Raw genomic sequence first — 12,922 nt, forward strand, 5'->3', positions numbered from 1 at the left:
CGTTAATTAGCTTACCAATGGAGCATTATTGCAAACGGTGGAAAGCTGCTGCGCCAAGAGGCGCTCCAGGGCCGCCTTCGCGGCGTAGAGGCTGGTAGCTGTGCCGCTGGCGAGGGTGCGGTCATCGCGCGAGAGGCGCCAGAACCAGGTGCTGTCGTTGCTGACTACGGCGAGGCGATAGCCTTCGACCAAGGCGACGTGGGCCACGAACTGCCCAGCCAGCATCTCGGCCCACTCGACCCTCGGTGTTGCCCGCTCTCGCTCCATGGGCGGCACTGTAGGCACTTTGTTGTTCCCGGTCGCGGGAGCCGAATGGCTCTTTATTCCATCCACGTGATCTGGCTTCAATGAGGTAAAGGCGGCTGAAGTAGCCCCGCTGGAGAGCTGGTGGAGGCTGAACGGTGCCGTAACGTGGCTTGCACCGAAAGAATCTATGGAGGGTGTGGGGCTGCCGCTCGCGCGGACGTGGATTTCGATTCGATATAGACATGAGACACTCTATGCGGCATGACCTATGCCGCACTCGCTATTGCCTTTGCCGCTCTGCCGGTTGCTGTTCGTAGTGCCTCGGCGACGGGTCCGAGCCGTTGGGTCTGCAGCGCCGCTGCCCTCGCCCTGACCGGCACTGCGATGGCGTTGCTGGCAGTGCGGTAGGCGCCGGACCGGGGAGATGGAGGGCATGCGCCCTAGCCGCCATGGCGGATGATCTAGCTACGTCGCACTCTGACGCGGCGCTGCTCGTAACCAGCAGCCGCTTTATGGTCCTGCACGATGAGGCGGCGGAGAACTGGCGTCTGAAACCGCCATGCGGGGCGCCTAGCCAAGGCAGAGGTGGCGCTAGCAGTGCTGGGCAACGACAAGCTTGCAGCGATAGCCCGATCGGCCCTGCGCGACTTCATGGTAGCTGGCTGCCAGCAGTGACAGGAGCTCGGCCATCCAAGGGGGGCGGCCCGCTTCGATCGGGGGGAAAGAAGCGGGCGCCGTTTATGCCGCTTAGGATTTGGGGGTAAGCGGCGACGGCTGTTTACCCGCTATCGCTTGCGCCCGCATGGAAAGGGCTCGCGAGCGCCAAGGTTGAGGTCTGCCCCGGCTCAAACCTCTCCAGATTGTGCACCTATGCCTGGGAAATCAGTTCTAGTGCATGCACTCTAACCGTGGCTGAATGCCGTTGCTGCCAACGCTGGCGGCTGGGAGCCGTGCAGGAACTCCGCATCTCAGCCAAAGCACGGCCCTACTCTGGCAATGGGTCGCCTCAGATTGCCTCACTGAGGCGACCCGCCCTTTTCGCTGCGATGGACGAGCTAAGCCGCCATCTTTTCGCTCTCAATTCCGTTATTGCATTACCCTAAAAAGCCAACGAACCAAATAGAACTCGCCGGGTCGGTCGAAAGTTATAGTATCTGCAGCACATATGACTTCCGATGCATCTATTTTAGGCACTAAATACGATGATCTTTTACAGTAAGGCCAACAGATAAGCCAATTTGCAGCGGCTTGATAGCTGTCAATTCGAATCGCGCAATTTTATTTCTATAACAGACGATGACGGGCGCCGTTTTTCGGTCTGCACCTTCTGCCAAGGCCGAGTCTCGGCTTCCGCGGCGTATTGGTACGGCGCCGGTCTAAAGACTGGCCGACATCTCGGCTGGCGCGATGCGCATCAGGCGCAGCAGCACGCTGAGAGCGGGTGACATGCCCCGCCCTGCCATTGGATACGCGCATTACGGCATCGGCATGCCGCTGCGCGATCTGCCTTCCGGCGACATAGACCAAATTTACACCGCGGCGCGCAGCCACGGCCTTCGCCTTGGCGGCTACTCTCTGCAGATTATTGAGCCAGCTTGTGCATCCGTGGAAAGTCAGCACCAAAAAAGTGTCATGTGGACTGCAAAGTTCGTATGGAGACGTTCAAGTTCGCCATGGCCGGCGCAATAATGGCAGCGCCGGAGCGCATTTCGCCTCAACGCTGCGCATGGCCGTGCGCGACGGCGCCGCGGTCGTGGTGCCCGTGCTGGCATGCCTCAGGCAGCAGGACCTCGCCGCCGCCCGTGCGGCTGGCGTGCCGATCATCGCGGCAAAAAGCCTGATCTCAATTCGCAAGGATTCAGTTTGTATGAGTGACGTTCGGAGCGCCGCGCAGGCGCGTGACATCATGCGCGGGCGCGGCAGCAGCAATCACTTGGAGGCTCCGGCTGATGGAGCTCGGCGCGAGGCGCGCAGTGATGCCGAGACCGGCGAAAAGTGGCGCTATAATGTAGCGGCGCGTCCTGACGCCCGCCAGGCTACCCGAGATGCAGCTTGGGCGGACCGACAGCGTCAGGCGCGACTTCCGGAGCGCTTCCCGCCGAAGCCAGCCGGGGCGACGTACAGCGACGAGGTCTGGCTGCAGGTGCTGCGCGACGTGGCGCAGCGTGAAGCGCAGAAGCGCACCCGGTTTGATGCGTCCGAGCCTCCGCGCAGTGCTGCCGAAGCGCGCGCTCGCATGCGGAGTGGCCGGCTGTGAGCAGCGCTCCTCAGACCGAACTGGCCCGGCAGGGCGAGCGCCAGCGTCAGGCGCGACGTGAGGAACGCAAGGCGACGCTGGTCGCGCTGGGGCACGCCCTGGCCGATCGCCTGCCAGGCAATGGGCGTCCTGTCCACCGCGCTTTTCCGCGCGATGTCCAGGCTTCTATATCTCGAGCAGCCTGTCCCCTGGCGCGCCGCGGACCACGCGCTGGCTCTAGCGCGCGCTGACAAGAGCGGTAAGTCCGACCTCGCGCGCTGGATTCTTGCTATCCCGACGGCGCTCGAGCAGCGTGCTCGGGAGGTCGCGTCGCATCGCTCTGGGCAGGCGGCGATAAATACCGCACCAACAGATGACGCATGGCCGCTCGAGAATCGTCGGCTTCCTCCGATCATCGCGATCGAGGCGGAAGACATCGCGGCGGCCGAGGCTGGCAGGGAGCCTCACTTCTAAAGGCCAAGTGCACTGGCGCCGTGGGTCTGGGGAAGGCCCGCTTCCCGGGACCGGGGGGCTGGGAAGCGGGCCTGAGTGCTGCCGCCTGGGGCTGGGGGCAAGCGGCAGCGGCTAGTGACCTACCATATTCCACTTCGGCACTGCAACGGCTCGCGATCTTTCTTCTCTATCTCTATCGAGTTTGGTAATTGCCATTACCGAACGCTATTCGGCAGGGCTCGATCCATAGACGATACGGCTGCAAGTCCGGCTCCGGCCGCCGCCGCCGCCAGCACCGCCCTGGTGCTGTCCGACGACCTGCGGGCCGGGATCGAGGATGGTCTGCACGAAGCACGCGGCACCATGGCCGAGGAGACCGTGCGGGCGCTGCGCAAGGGTGTCACGGCCTTTGCCGCATGGTGTGCGCCGCGTGGCTTTTGCCCATTGCCCGCCGTGCCGGACGTGGTGGCTGCCTATGTCGATGACCTGCATGAGCAAGGCCGCAAACCGGCCGGCATCCGCCAGGCGGTCTGGGCCATCGGCCGGCTGCACACGCTGGCGCGGCTGGAGAGCCCGACGGAGGACCAGGTCGTCGCCCTGGCAATGAAGCGCGCCGTTCGCGCCAGCGGCTCCCGCCAGCGCCAGGCCGCGCCGCTCGGCGAGCTTGCCGTCGCGCGCATCCAGGCCACCACCGGGCTGAAGCTGTCGGACCTGCGGGACCTCGCCATGCTGCTGGTCGCCCGCGACCTGCTGGCCCGCCGCTCCGAGGTTGTCGCGCTGCAGGTCGAGGATCTGGAGTTCGCCACCAACGGCACGGCCACCGCGCTGATCCGCCGCAGCAAAACCGACCAAGCCGGTGAGGGCGTGGTGCTGTTCCTCGGCCACTCCACGGTGAAGGCCCTGCGCGACTGGCTCAACGCCGCCGGCATCGTCGCCGGGCCGATCTTCCGACCGGTGAACAAGGGTGGCCGTGTTGGCGCCGACGCGCTGGACCCGAGCAAGGTAGCGACGATCCTGAAGCGGATGGCTGGCCGTGCCGGTCTCGATGCCTCGCGTGTCTCTGGGCATTCGTGCCGCGTCGGGATGGCACAGGACTTGGTGGCGAGCGGTGCGGACACGGCCGCCGTACAGCAGGCCGGGCGGTGGAAAACGCCGGTCATGCCGGCCCGCTACGTCGAGCATTTGAAGGCCGGACGCGGCGCGGTGGCGCGGTATCATCAGCGGCGTGGAAAGTGATCAAACATCCGCCCCACTTTTGAAAGCCGCCGGATAAAACGTGGCGTCAGCAACAACATCGCGGCCAATTAAGTTAATGATATCGAGGCATTCCTCATGGCGTCCAGCATCAAACGCCGCAATTGCATCTTGCAGAACCGCCAGTAGAAGCGGTGCCATCTTACGAATTCTTCGCAATCTTACTTCCCGTGCCTTGTGCATGTTGATCTCTGCTTATAATTTTTTACCCACTACGCATCGCTTGTTGATAGTCAACAACAAGCTCAGGCGGCAATTGTCACACCCGCCCAAACAACAGCGCTGATCACATAAAGAGCTTCGCATAAGCGACTAGAATATTGATGGCGAAAATCACTACAATGTGAGTAATGGGCTGTATAGTACTTTTCGGGGAATATTATTCTCAGGAATGTATCAAGTTGATACTTTTGCTTTGAAAAACTCAGCGCTCATGATGCGTGTTGTTGATCCTTCAATCTGAAGCAGGACCGCAACACGGTGAGTGAGGCACGACCACAGGCACTGATCGTGGAGGACGAAGTCCTGCTCACCTTGATGATTGAGGACCTGCTTGCCGCAGAAGGGTTCGACACGATCTCCGCCGCACATGAGACAGAGGCCATGGCCCACGCCGCAGCAGCGGCGGATCGGATCGCAGTCGCGGTCGTGAACCTACATCTCGGCCGCGACGTCGCCGGTCAGCGTGTCATCCGCGCTCTGCGGCAGCACGTTCCAAACCTGCCCGTGGTGGTCATCACTGGCTTCGACAGCGAAGCGCCACAAGCCGACCTGCGCGGCCTCGGTGGACCAACGGTGAGGCTCCACAAGCCCGGCGGCTATGACGAGCTTGTCCCTGCCGTGCTGAACGTCATGAAGCAGGTCCGCACCGGTGCTTGGCCAGAGGAAGGGCGCCGCAAGACGGATTACAACGTCTAGCGCTCGGTTTCTGCGTCGGTCGACTCTTTCTCGGCTGGCGGGCAGACGGTGACCTGGCCGCCCTTGGCCTGGAACTCGGCGACGAGGCGCGCTGCCTCGTCGTCGCTCGGAGGTCCACCTGCGGCCCGAGAGCGAGCCGCCTGTGCCGCGATAGCTTGGGATCGGCGCACGCGCTCCCGAAATGCGCTGCCTCGCGTTGCAGCGGTGGGCGCGTCGTCAGGTTTGTCGTCGTTCATACGGTCGAAATAGGCGTCCGCGTGATGGCGCGCTACCACCAGCGGCTTTGCTGCTCCCCGCCCTCACAATGAGGGACGTAAGCGAGCGTGGCTGATACAGTCTGTCAGCGCACCAGGATCTTTGCTGCCTCGCGGGTCTTCAGCACGGTTTGTTCTTCTTCGTGAATTGCGTTGGAGATCTGAGCAACATTGGCATTGACGGTCGAGACTGCTGCTGATGCGTCCTGCATAGTCCGCGACATATTGCTGATAACCACGCTCTGCTCGTCGATCGCAGTAGCTATTCTGGTGACATTCTCGCGTACAAATCCCAATTGCACCCTGAATCGAACTCAGTGCAGCTACGACGTCTGCGGCCGTTGCCTGTATGCCATTCATCTCACGTGAGATATGATCAATGCTGGCCTTCGGCCACCGCCTTCGGCGGCTGACGGCATTGACAGGGGCCCGACAGGTCGTCGTTGGCTTCTGATCGAACGACGGCAAGAACCTGCCGACGAACCCCATAGACGGGCTACCCGCACCCGCTCATGCCGGCAGACTGAAGGAGCAATGCCATCTGAAATCCGTTGACACCGGACTGCCCCATACAAGCCGCTATCGCCGGCTCAACATCGTGTACGACCGCGCGCCCGACCTCTTCGCGGCGCACGTCTGGATCGCAATGATCTCCATCCTCTCACGCCGGCTCGTGGCACAAACCCGACTGCAGTAAGGGATTTATTCGCGTACAGCTTCTAACAAGAGACTCGGCGGGCTGACTTCGTTCGTGCTGCCGGGTGGATCGGAGGGCGCGGCCTTGCTGCATGTCGCGCGTGCTGTGGTGCGCCGTGCGGAGCGCGAGGTGACCGAGATCGCCTATCAGGAACCGGTGACACCCGCCGCCCTGCGCTACGTGAACCGGCTCTCTGACCTCCTGTTCGTTCTCGCTCGCGTCGAGAACGATGAAGGCCACAGGGACACGCTTTGGAACCCCGGCGCTAGTCGACAAAGCTGATTGAAGAGACGGCTGGCGGACTGCTGCGGATGTCCGCCTTCTACCCGAAGCGGCTGCCAAACTATTGAGCCAGCTTGTGCATTCGTGGAAAGTCAGCACCAAAAACAGTGTCATGTGGACTGCAAAGTTCGTATGGAGACGTTCAAGTTCGCCATGGCCGGCGCAATAAGTGAAGTTTGGTGAAGCCGACGAGCCGAAACCGCTCCGGCAACCGGTCAAAACCCCCTGTGCAGCGCTACTAGTCGGGCAGGCCGCAGTGTACGTGATTGGATAACGCGTCGGAGGCTGCACATTGCTTCAGCGGCGCAGGCGGCGAGTGCGGTAGCGGATGGCCCGGCAGATGCCACGAGACGGCAGCAAGCCGGGCGGCATCAGCGCGAGTGCGACGAGTGCGACGGCAATCAGAACCGCATAGATGAACACAGCAGGACCTCTTCGGCGGGTGGCTATTGGGCAGCCACGGGCGCTATCGCATCCGCTATAGAGGGCCGCTGCGCTGTCTCTGTGTGGCGTGCTGCACAATTGACAACGGGCGGCGGCGCGGGCATTCCCCGACCTGGTGCAGCAGCGTTGCTGAGGATCCTCTCCCCGAGGTCGTACTGTTAGCTAGGCACCTGCCACTCGCCCGGCCGCTCGACGCCTGGCATCCAAGCGCGCAGTTGCAAGCCAAGTGGTATCGGATCCAGTTGGAAGCGCCAGCCTCCCAGGCGCGGCACCACCTCCCACCCGGTCGAGGTCGGCCACCATAGCTGCTCGGCAATCCAGCCTTCCAGGCCATGCATGGGCCACAGCAACGCGCGGGCCTCGACCTCGGTCAGGCATGGTCGTTCGACATGTCGTCCTGAGATGGCCGGCCGGTCGGGCGCGTGGTCATGCGTCTTGCTCGTCGTCCTCATTCATCTCGACCTCGCGCGCCATCGCGCCGAGGAAAAGCTCGGCCAGGACGTCAGCGAGGTCTAGCCGGATCTCGGCGGGCTCGGGCATGTCGGCATTATCCATGGCGCTGAGGCCGCCCCGTGTCTTCCCCACGCGGGACGGCCTCCTTGCAACCGGAGAAGCTACCCCCTCCGATCAGGCTGGCGAACGTGTTATCGCCGCTGCGGTTTAAGCGCTAGCGGAACGGTAGTTAAACTTCACTGGGGAGCCGGGAGGGGCCTGCCCACTGTCACCAACTGATGGGTACAGGCCGGGGCCAGAAGGCCCCCTCCCCGCCTGCTGCAGCGTGTTAGGGATCGGCGCCCGGCCAGTTATCCGGCACCAGCAGGACTTCCAGCAACTCGTTGGCAGCGACCGCGCGCCTGCCCTCTCCGGCCGTCGCCGGCTCTAGCCGCCTGACACTCGCGCCGCAGCGGCAGGTACGGAGCAGGGCCGGCAGCCAGCCACTCGCCTTGGCTTCACTGAACCGCATGATGCCCGACACCGTGCGGCACCGTCTGCAGCGGGCGAACCCCGTCGCGAAGGTCACACTGGCAGCCCGAGCCGTGCCGCGGCGGCCTGGAGCAGCGCCAAGTCGCCCTCCTTCCAAGCTCTCCGGCACAGTACCCTATCTGCCTGTCTACTCGAAGTACCGAGGATAGCAGCGATCTCTGATGGGTGACTGATCTCGCGGCGCTCCAGTTCAGCCCCGATTGCCAGCCGCAGTCGCTGTGACAGCTTAAGCTCCGCGCTTTTCTGCGCAATGCTGATCTGCGGCTTGGCTTCAGGGCCGCCGGCATTCTCGGCCAATATTTGATACGCCTCGTTGACGAGACGCCTGTCGCGGGCCACGGGAATGCCCTCCTCGGCTGAGAAGAGCCGATACGCGGCCATCACCTCTCTCGCGCATGCGCGACGGTGCTGCTTAAGCCGCTCGCCAGTGCCAGCCCAGAACTTGCCCGTCTTCTCTCGCGGATTGTCCTGCAGCTTGCGGTGAGCACTCAGGACAAGCTTCTGCGCTTTCTGAAAGGCGAGCAGGGCTTGGGCAAGCCGGTTCGCGGTGTCTGACTCTAGTGGTGCGCTCATTCGGGACTTTCGGCTAATCCCAGCCGTGCTGCGACGGCCTGCAGTGCGGCCACATCCCCTTCCCGCCACTGCCTCCGGGTCAGCAGGCCGTTCGCCTCCGCTGCCGGCATCCCGAGCGCCTCGCCGATCGCGGTCGGCATGGTGATGTCGCGGTCCTCAAGATACCGGCCGATTGCCATGCGCAAGCGAATGCAGGCGACGCGATCCTCGCGCCGCTGACGCTGCTCGGCGGAGGTGAGCTTCGTTTTGGGAGGCAGGGGCATTCGGTGGGCACCCATTCGGCCTGCGAGGGCGTCATACAGCGCGCGGCGACTGGTCGCACATCGTCATGGATGGGTTCCTCTCTGGGACTAGCGGGGTGGCAGCGGATCGCCGGTGAGGCGCGCCGTCACGACCTCAAATTGGCTCGGGTTCACGCCGCACTCCCGCATACTAGCTTGGCTGACGCGGCTGAGACGGACGCTCATTCCCGGCCACCTGGCGCGGGCAGCCTTGGCCGCCTCGCGGCGCTTCTGCCCCCGGACAAACCCCACGTTGGGCGATCCGACTGCGCTTTTACCGTCAAATACAGCCCAAACATCAGTCATCGGCTTGGACTTAAAGGGCCACACGGATGGCTCTCCTTTGAGCATCAACTGGACGCTTTGGCGGCTGGTCCTGCGTCATCGGCCACCTTCGGCAAGAAGTCGCTGCGCCTCGTTGACCAAGTGGCGGTCGGCTGCGCTGGCGACCAGGCCGGCCGCAGAGAATGCCTTGAAGGCGGCGACGGCTTCGGATGCGGTGGCGTGCAGGTGCTGTTCGATGCGACGGCCCTGCGTCATCCAGAACCGATCGACCTCGGCGGCCGGCTGTCCCTTCAGCTTGCGGTGGGCAGTCAGCAGCATGCCCTGAGCCTTTTGGAATGCTTCCAGGGCTCGTGACCGTCGGCGCGACTGGAGGCCGGATGGGCCATGCGGCGCGGGTTTTCCGGACCTGGTGCGTACAAGTCGCTGAGGGTCTCGCAACCAACACGGTTTGAGCGGCAGCGGGAAAGCCGGTAGCCTTTTACCGGGGGAGCCGGGAGGGACCTGCCGGCGACACGAGGCACCCGGGGGCGACGGGACAGATCGGGGTCGATTGATCCCCTCCCCTTTTACTGCGCCGCACCGTTCGGCGAGGCGCATGCTCACGCGTCCTCGTCGTCGCTCTCGTCCATCTCGACTTCACGCGCCATCGTGCCGAGGAAAAGCTCGGCCAGGACGTCAGCGAGGTCTAGCCGGATCTCGGCGGGCTCGGTCATGTCGGCATCATCCATGTCGCTGAGGCTGCCCCGTGTCTTCCCCACGCGGGACGGCCCGTTCGCAACCGGAGAAGTCCTCCCTCTCCGATCAGGCTGGCGAACGCGTCGTTGCGGGTGCGGTTTCGAGATAATGGAGAGATGGGGTAGTCTTCCACGGGGGGAGCCGGAAGGGGCTCGGCCTGCGGGTGGCCCCGTCGTGCGGCGGGCCGGGACTGGATGGTCCCCTCTCCTTTTCTTGTGGCCGGCTAGATCGGCATTCCCTCCAGGGCTGTTCAACGCTGTGCGGTAGCCGGGGTGAGTCCTGGCTGCCACAGGTCGGGGGAGAACGGCGCCGGCGGGGCAATGGCAGGATTCCCGGATCGCCAATCCTCTGCCTCATAGGGCGGCAACCGAGAGAGAGGTCGCCGTGACCGCGTTCGCGTTGCTGCTAGGCCTGCTGGAGGAGGTGCCTGATCACCGCCGGGCGGAGGGCAAGGTCTACCAGCTGGCGCACGTCCTGCTGTTCTCTATCCTGGCCATCATCAGCGGCGGTAACTCGTATCGCAGCATCGTCACCTTCATCGAGATGCACCGCCCCCGGCTGAACGAGGTGTTCGGCCTGACCTGGCGGCGAGCGCCGGCGCACACCGCCATCCGCTACATCTTGCAAGGCTTGGACTGTGACGCGGTGGAGACAGCCTTCCGTGGCCACGCCAAGCTGTTGCAGGCGGCTCACGCCAAGCTCGACGGGGGTAGCCTTGCGATCGACGGCAAGACCCTGCGCGGCAGCTTTGACGCGTTCCGCGACCGCACCACCGCGCACCTGTTGGGCGTCTTCGCCACCGACACCGCGCTGGTGCTGGCGCACAGCGAGGTCGAGGAGAAATCCAACGAGATCCCGGCCGCCCAAGCGCTGCTCGCTGAACTCGGCCTGGCTGGCCACCTGGTCACGCTCGACACCTTGCACTGCCAGCGTAAACCTTCAACTTCGCCGTGAAGGCCGGCGCCGACCTGATCATACAGGTCAAGGACAACCAGCCCACCCTGCATCAGCAGGCCAAGGACCTCTGCGCCAGCGCCGCCCCGCTTTCCACGGCCAGTAGCCGTGATTGGGGGCGCAACCGCCAAGAGGAGCGCAGTGTCACCGTCTTCGATGCCGCCCGGGTCTCTTCGCTCGCCTCCGCAGCTTTGCCTTCAACATCCTCAAGTCCAACCGCCGAAGCTCACTCCCGCCTCAGGGATCCCCTCATTCTATACTGATTTTTTCTTATCGGCCGTCTGCTTTAACTTGCTCAAGCTGATTCTATTCTTCCAGCAGCGTGGCTTCACAGCGAGATAATCGATTTGGTGGCGACGGCCCTTCTTCGACCTCTGAACGCATGATGGCTAACGTGCTGATTTGCCACGATAAAAATGAGGGGATCCTTGAGCACTCCCGCAGGACCGCTACCGCGCCGCCATCGGTGGCGTCGATTAACTCTTCGATCTCCTCAACATTCCAGAGCGTTGGACAGCCCTGGCATTCCCTCTGCATAGCGCGTCATCGCCTCGATTAAGGCGTCCCGGCCCATCAGCACAGTTCCATCGGCTGCGGTGATGTGTTCCGGATCGGTCCTAAGATCAGTCCAGAGTTCAAAGGCTTCCGCAATCGCGGCGTCAACGCTTTCGTATTCGCTCGTCAAGGAGGTCAGCAAATATCGAAAGTGCAGCACCACTTTGGGCGATGCTGAGGTCTTGCGCCGCATGGCGCGCGCAATGGCGCCGAAGTCGTTGGCGAGGAAATCCGGCACCAAGCGTCTCCTTCGGTTCTGACCATACTCACTCGTAGTCGCGCGCGGGGAACTCGAAATCGACATGGTGCCGGTTGGCGAGCGCATCGAGAGCCGTGGCGAGCGCTTCTGAGGGTGGTTTGCCCAACGTCGAGACGTGTTCCAGTTGGACCAACTTGCGGCTGCTCCGGCGACGGCGGCCCATGGAATAACCGGCGCTCCAGCAGCGGAATAGCCAACCTGTCGCGCTGATTCGCTCCGCGCGGCTGCGCGCTTCGGTCAGGTCAGCGCACTCCAGATACCCACCCGCGCCATTCTCGATCAGGAAAAGAAAGCTCGGCACGGCTGCTACCGTTACCGCCACAGATTACCGCGATCTTACCGGCCGTAATCAAGGCTGCCCCTGTCGGGTGGTCAGCAAGGTTTAGCCAATGCCGCTGCGGTTTGAGCGGTAGCGGGAAGGTGGGTAGCCTTCCACGGGGGAGCTGGAAGGGGCCTGCCCATAAGCAGCACGGTCGAAGTTCGGCAGCCGGCGCTGGTTGCTCTTACTCGGGATCACCGCCCCAATATGCCGCCGACGCAGTCGGCCACGGACGGTTGGGCTGCTATAGCCCTTGTCGCCGGCAACCCGCCGCGGTCGAAGCCGGGGCCGACCCCCACCAGGGCGGCGGATCGCTCCCTGGTCCAGCAGCGCCTCAAGCGCGATCTGCTCGTGCCGCTCGCCGCCGGTCAGCACCGCCGTGATCGGTCGGCCGTTGCCCTCAGCCCGCAGGTGCAGCTTGGTCGAGAACCCACCCTGGCTGCGGCCCAGCGCCTCCCTGGCCTGGGTCTCGCTGCCGCCAGCACCGTCGCGGCGGACGCCGGCAGCGTGCTGATGCGCACGGATCACCGTCGCGTCCACGAAGTGCAGATCCCAGTCTACCTCGCCACGCGCCTCCGCTCCGCTCTGCAGCGCCGCCAGGATCCGACGATGCCCAGGGTCGATTGGGCCGAGATGCCGGCTGGGCAGTTCATGACCCGTGTCGCCTTCCTAGAAGGCCGCCGCCTCACCGTAGTCGGCCACGGCAGCACGTGGTTCTGGCGGCTCTCACAGACCGATTGCACTCTCGCCAGCGGCACGGCCGTCAGCCTCTATGCGGCGACGGCAGCCCTGGAGCGCCTCCTAGCGCAACAGCCGCAGTTGCTTGAGAGATCGGTTGAGGCCCACACCCCGGAATGAATGGTGTGAATCGAGAACGAATGTCACCGCGACTGTGCGGGCGTGAGACGTTCCGGGAATCGCTAGTGGCTCTGGCTGTCACACAGCCATAGGTTGCGAATACAGCTCAAAGTTGTGAAACTAACGGGGTCACATATGACCCGTTAACCCGTTGCGGCGAACGAAGCTGAGAGAGCGGCAGAGGGATGTACGGCACCTGGCTGACGCTCCTTATGGCTTCGTTCGTCGCGCGTCCGGACAAATCGCTCCAGCCTTTACCTCCGCGAAAGGCGCGGTGGAGACGTTGCTCAGCCAGCAGTTACAGCCCGATCTTCGCGGCGGCGTTGCCGGGAACA

General features: G+C 63.6%; 17 protein-coding genes and 1 pseudogene. 7 read left to right on the top strand and 11 right to left on the bottom strand.

All coding sequences use genetic code 11. The features are described 5' to 3' along the window. Positions 1-6: 6 nt before the first annotated feature. Positions 7-225, bottom strand: coding sequence for a hypothetical protein (locus tag Q7A36_RS35015; protein WP_305108439.1), 219 nt, complete (start codon positions 223-225; stop codon positions 7-9). 1,606 nt (positions 226-1,831) lie between these two features. On the opposite strand from Q7A36_RS35015, the gene Q7A36_RS35020 reads away from it, so the two are divergent. The 3 genes from Q7A36_RS35020 (at position 1,832) to Q7A36_RS35030 (ending at position 4,171) form a co-directional block, all read left to right on the top strand. Next, the gene (locus Q7A36_RS35020) at positions 1,832-2,503 is read left to right on the top strand and encodes a hypothetical protein (RefSeq protein WP_305108440.1); all 672 of its coding nucleotides are present in this window, start codon (positions 1,832-1,834) and stop codon (positions 2,501-2,503) included. A gap of 57 nt (positions 2,504-2,560) precedes the next feature. Further along, positions 2,561-2,956 (top strand): hypothetical protein, encoded by a 396-nt coding sequence (locus Q7A36_RS35025; RefSeq protein ID WP_305108441.1) that lies wholly within the window; start codon positions 2,561-2,563, stop codon positions 2,954-2,956. Between the two features lie 282 nt (positions 2,957-3,238). Continuing rightward, complete coding sequence (locus Q7A36_RS35030; protein ID WP_305108442.1) at positions 3,239-4,171, top strand: site-specific integrase; 933 nt, start codon at positions 3,239-3,241, stop codon at positions 4,169-4,171. Here the strand turns inward: Q7A36_RS35030 and Q7A36_RS35035 are convergent, their stop codons facing one another. Beyond that, positions 4,172-4,372 carry a hypothetical protein gene (locus Q7A36_RS35035; protein WP_305108443.1) on the bottom strand — a complete coding sequence of 67 codons (201 nt, stop codon included), beginning with the start codon at positions 4,370-4,372 and terminating at the stop codon, positions 4,172-4,174. 327 nt (positions 4,373-4,699) lie between these two features. Between Q7A36_RS35035 and Q7A36_RS35040 the strand changes: the two genes are divergently transcribed. Beyond that, a complete protein-coding gene (locus tag Q7A36_RS35040) occupies positions 4,700-5,107 on the top strand; it encodes a response regulator (RefSeq protein ID WP_305108444.1) in 408 nt (135 codons plus the stop codon). 340 nt (positions 5,108-5,447) lie between these two features. On the opposite strand, the gene Q7A36_RS35045 is transcribed toward Q7A36_RS35040, so the two are convergent. Further along, positions 5,448-5,600 (bottom strand): hypothetical protein, encoded by a 153-nt coding sequence (locus Q7A36_RS35045; protein WP_305108445.1) that lies wholly within the window; start codon positions 5,598-5,600, stop codon positions 5,448-5,450. 461 nt (positions 5,601-6,061) lie between these two features. On the opposite strand from Q7A36_RS35045, the gene Q7A36_RS35050 reads away from it, so the two are divergent. Further along, positions 6,062-6,340: an ATP:cob(I)alamin adenosyltransferase gene (locus tag Q7A36_RS35050; protein WP_370655760.1), complete on the top strand. Its 279-nt coding sequence runs from the start codon at positions 6,062-6,064 to the stop codon at positions 6,338-6,340. Between the two features lie 297 nt (positions 6,341-6,637). Here Q7A36_RS35050 and Q7A36_RS35055 read toward each other — a convergent pair whose 3' ends face one another. The 5 genes from Q7A36_RS35055 to Q7A36_RS35075 form a co-directional block, all read right to left on the bottom strand. Continuing rightward, a complete protein-coding gene (locus Q7A36_RS35055; RefSeq protein ID WP_305108446.1) occupies positions 6,638-6,763 on the bottom strand; it encodes a hypothetical protein in 126 nt (41 codons plus the stop codon). Positions 6,764-7,801: 1,038 nt separating this feature from the next. Further along, positions 7,802-8,341, bottom strand: coding sequence for a hypothetical protein (locus tag Q7A36_RS35060; protein WP_305108447.1), 540 nt, complete (start codon positions 8,339-8,341; stop codon positions 7,802-7,804). After that, a complete protein-coding gene (locus Q7A36_RS35065) occupies positions 8,338-8,604 on the bottom strand; it encodes a hypothetical protein (RefSeq protein ID WP_305108448.1) in 267 nt (88 codons plus the stop codon). The genes Q7A36_RS35060 and Q7A36_RS35065 overlap by 4 nt, the downstream gene beginning before the upstream one ends. A gap of 399 nt (positions 8,605-9,003) precedes the next feature. Continuing rightward, positions 9,004-9,225, bottom strand: coding sequence for a hypothetical protein (locus Q7A36_RS35070; RefSeq protein WP_305108449.1), 222 nt, complete (start codon positions 9,223-9,225; stop codon positions 9,004-9,006). Positions 9,226-9,506: 281 nt separating this feature from the next. Beyond that, positions 9,507-9,635 (bottom strand): hypothetical protein, encoded by a 129-nt coding sequence (locus Q7A36_RS35075; protein ID WP_305108450.1) that lies wholly within the window; start codon positions 9,633-9,635, stop codon positions 9,507-9,509. A 391-nt stretch (positions 9,636-10,026) separates the two neighbouring features. On the opposite strand from Q7A36_RS35075, the gene Q7A36_RS35080 reads away from it, so the two are divergent. Further along, on the top strand, positions 10,027-10,596 hold the full coding sequence (locus tag Q7A36_RS35080; protein WP_305108451.1) for an ISAs1 family transposase: 570 nt from the start codon (positions 10,027-10,029) through the stop codon (positions 10,594-10,596). 493 nt (positions 10,597-11,089) lie between these two features. Here the strand turns inward: Q7A36_RS35080 and Q7A36_RS35085 are convergent, their stop codons facing one another. The 3 genes and pseudogenes from Q7A36_RS35085 to Q7A36_RS35095 all read right to left on the bottom strand — a co-directional run. Then, entirely contained in the window at positions 11,090-11,389 is a 300-nt protein-coding gene (locus tag Q7A36_RS35085) for a hypothetical protein (protein ID WP_305108452.1), read from the bottom strand. Between the two features lie 28 nt (positions 11,390-11,417). Then, positions 11,418-11,711, bottom strand: a complete 294-nt coding sequence (locus Q7A36_RS35090) for a hypothetical protein (RefSeq protein ID WP_305108453.1) — start codon at positions 11,709-11,711, stop codon at positions 11,418-11,420. Between the two features lie 159 nt (positions 11,712-11,870). Further along, a pseudogene (locus Q7A36_RS35095) lies at positions 11,871-12,335 on the bottom strand (transposase); the annotation flags it as partial. A gap of 3 nt (positions 12,336-12,338) precedes the next feature. Here Q7A36_RS35095 and Q7A36_RS35100 point away from each other — a divergent pair. Further along, a complete protein-coding gene (locus Q7A36_RS35100) occupies positions 12,339-12,587 on the top strand; it encodes a hypothetical protein (RefSeq protein WP_305108454.1) in 249 nt (82 codons plus the stop codon). Positions 12,588-12,922: the final 335 nt, after the last annotated feature.

It is taken from the genome of Paracraurococcus lichenis (assembly GCF_030657435.1).
Classification (GTDB): Bacteria; Pseudomonadota; Alphaproteobacteria; order Acetobacterales; family Acetobacteraceae; genus Paracraurococcus; species Paracraurococcus lichenis.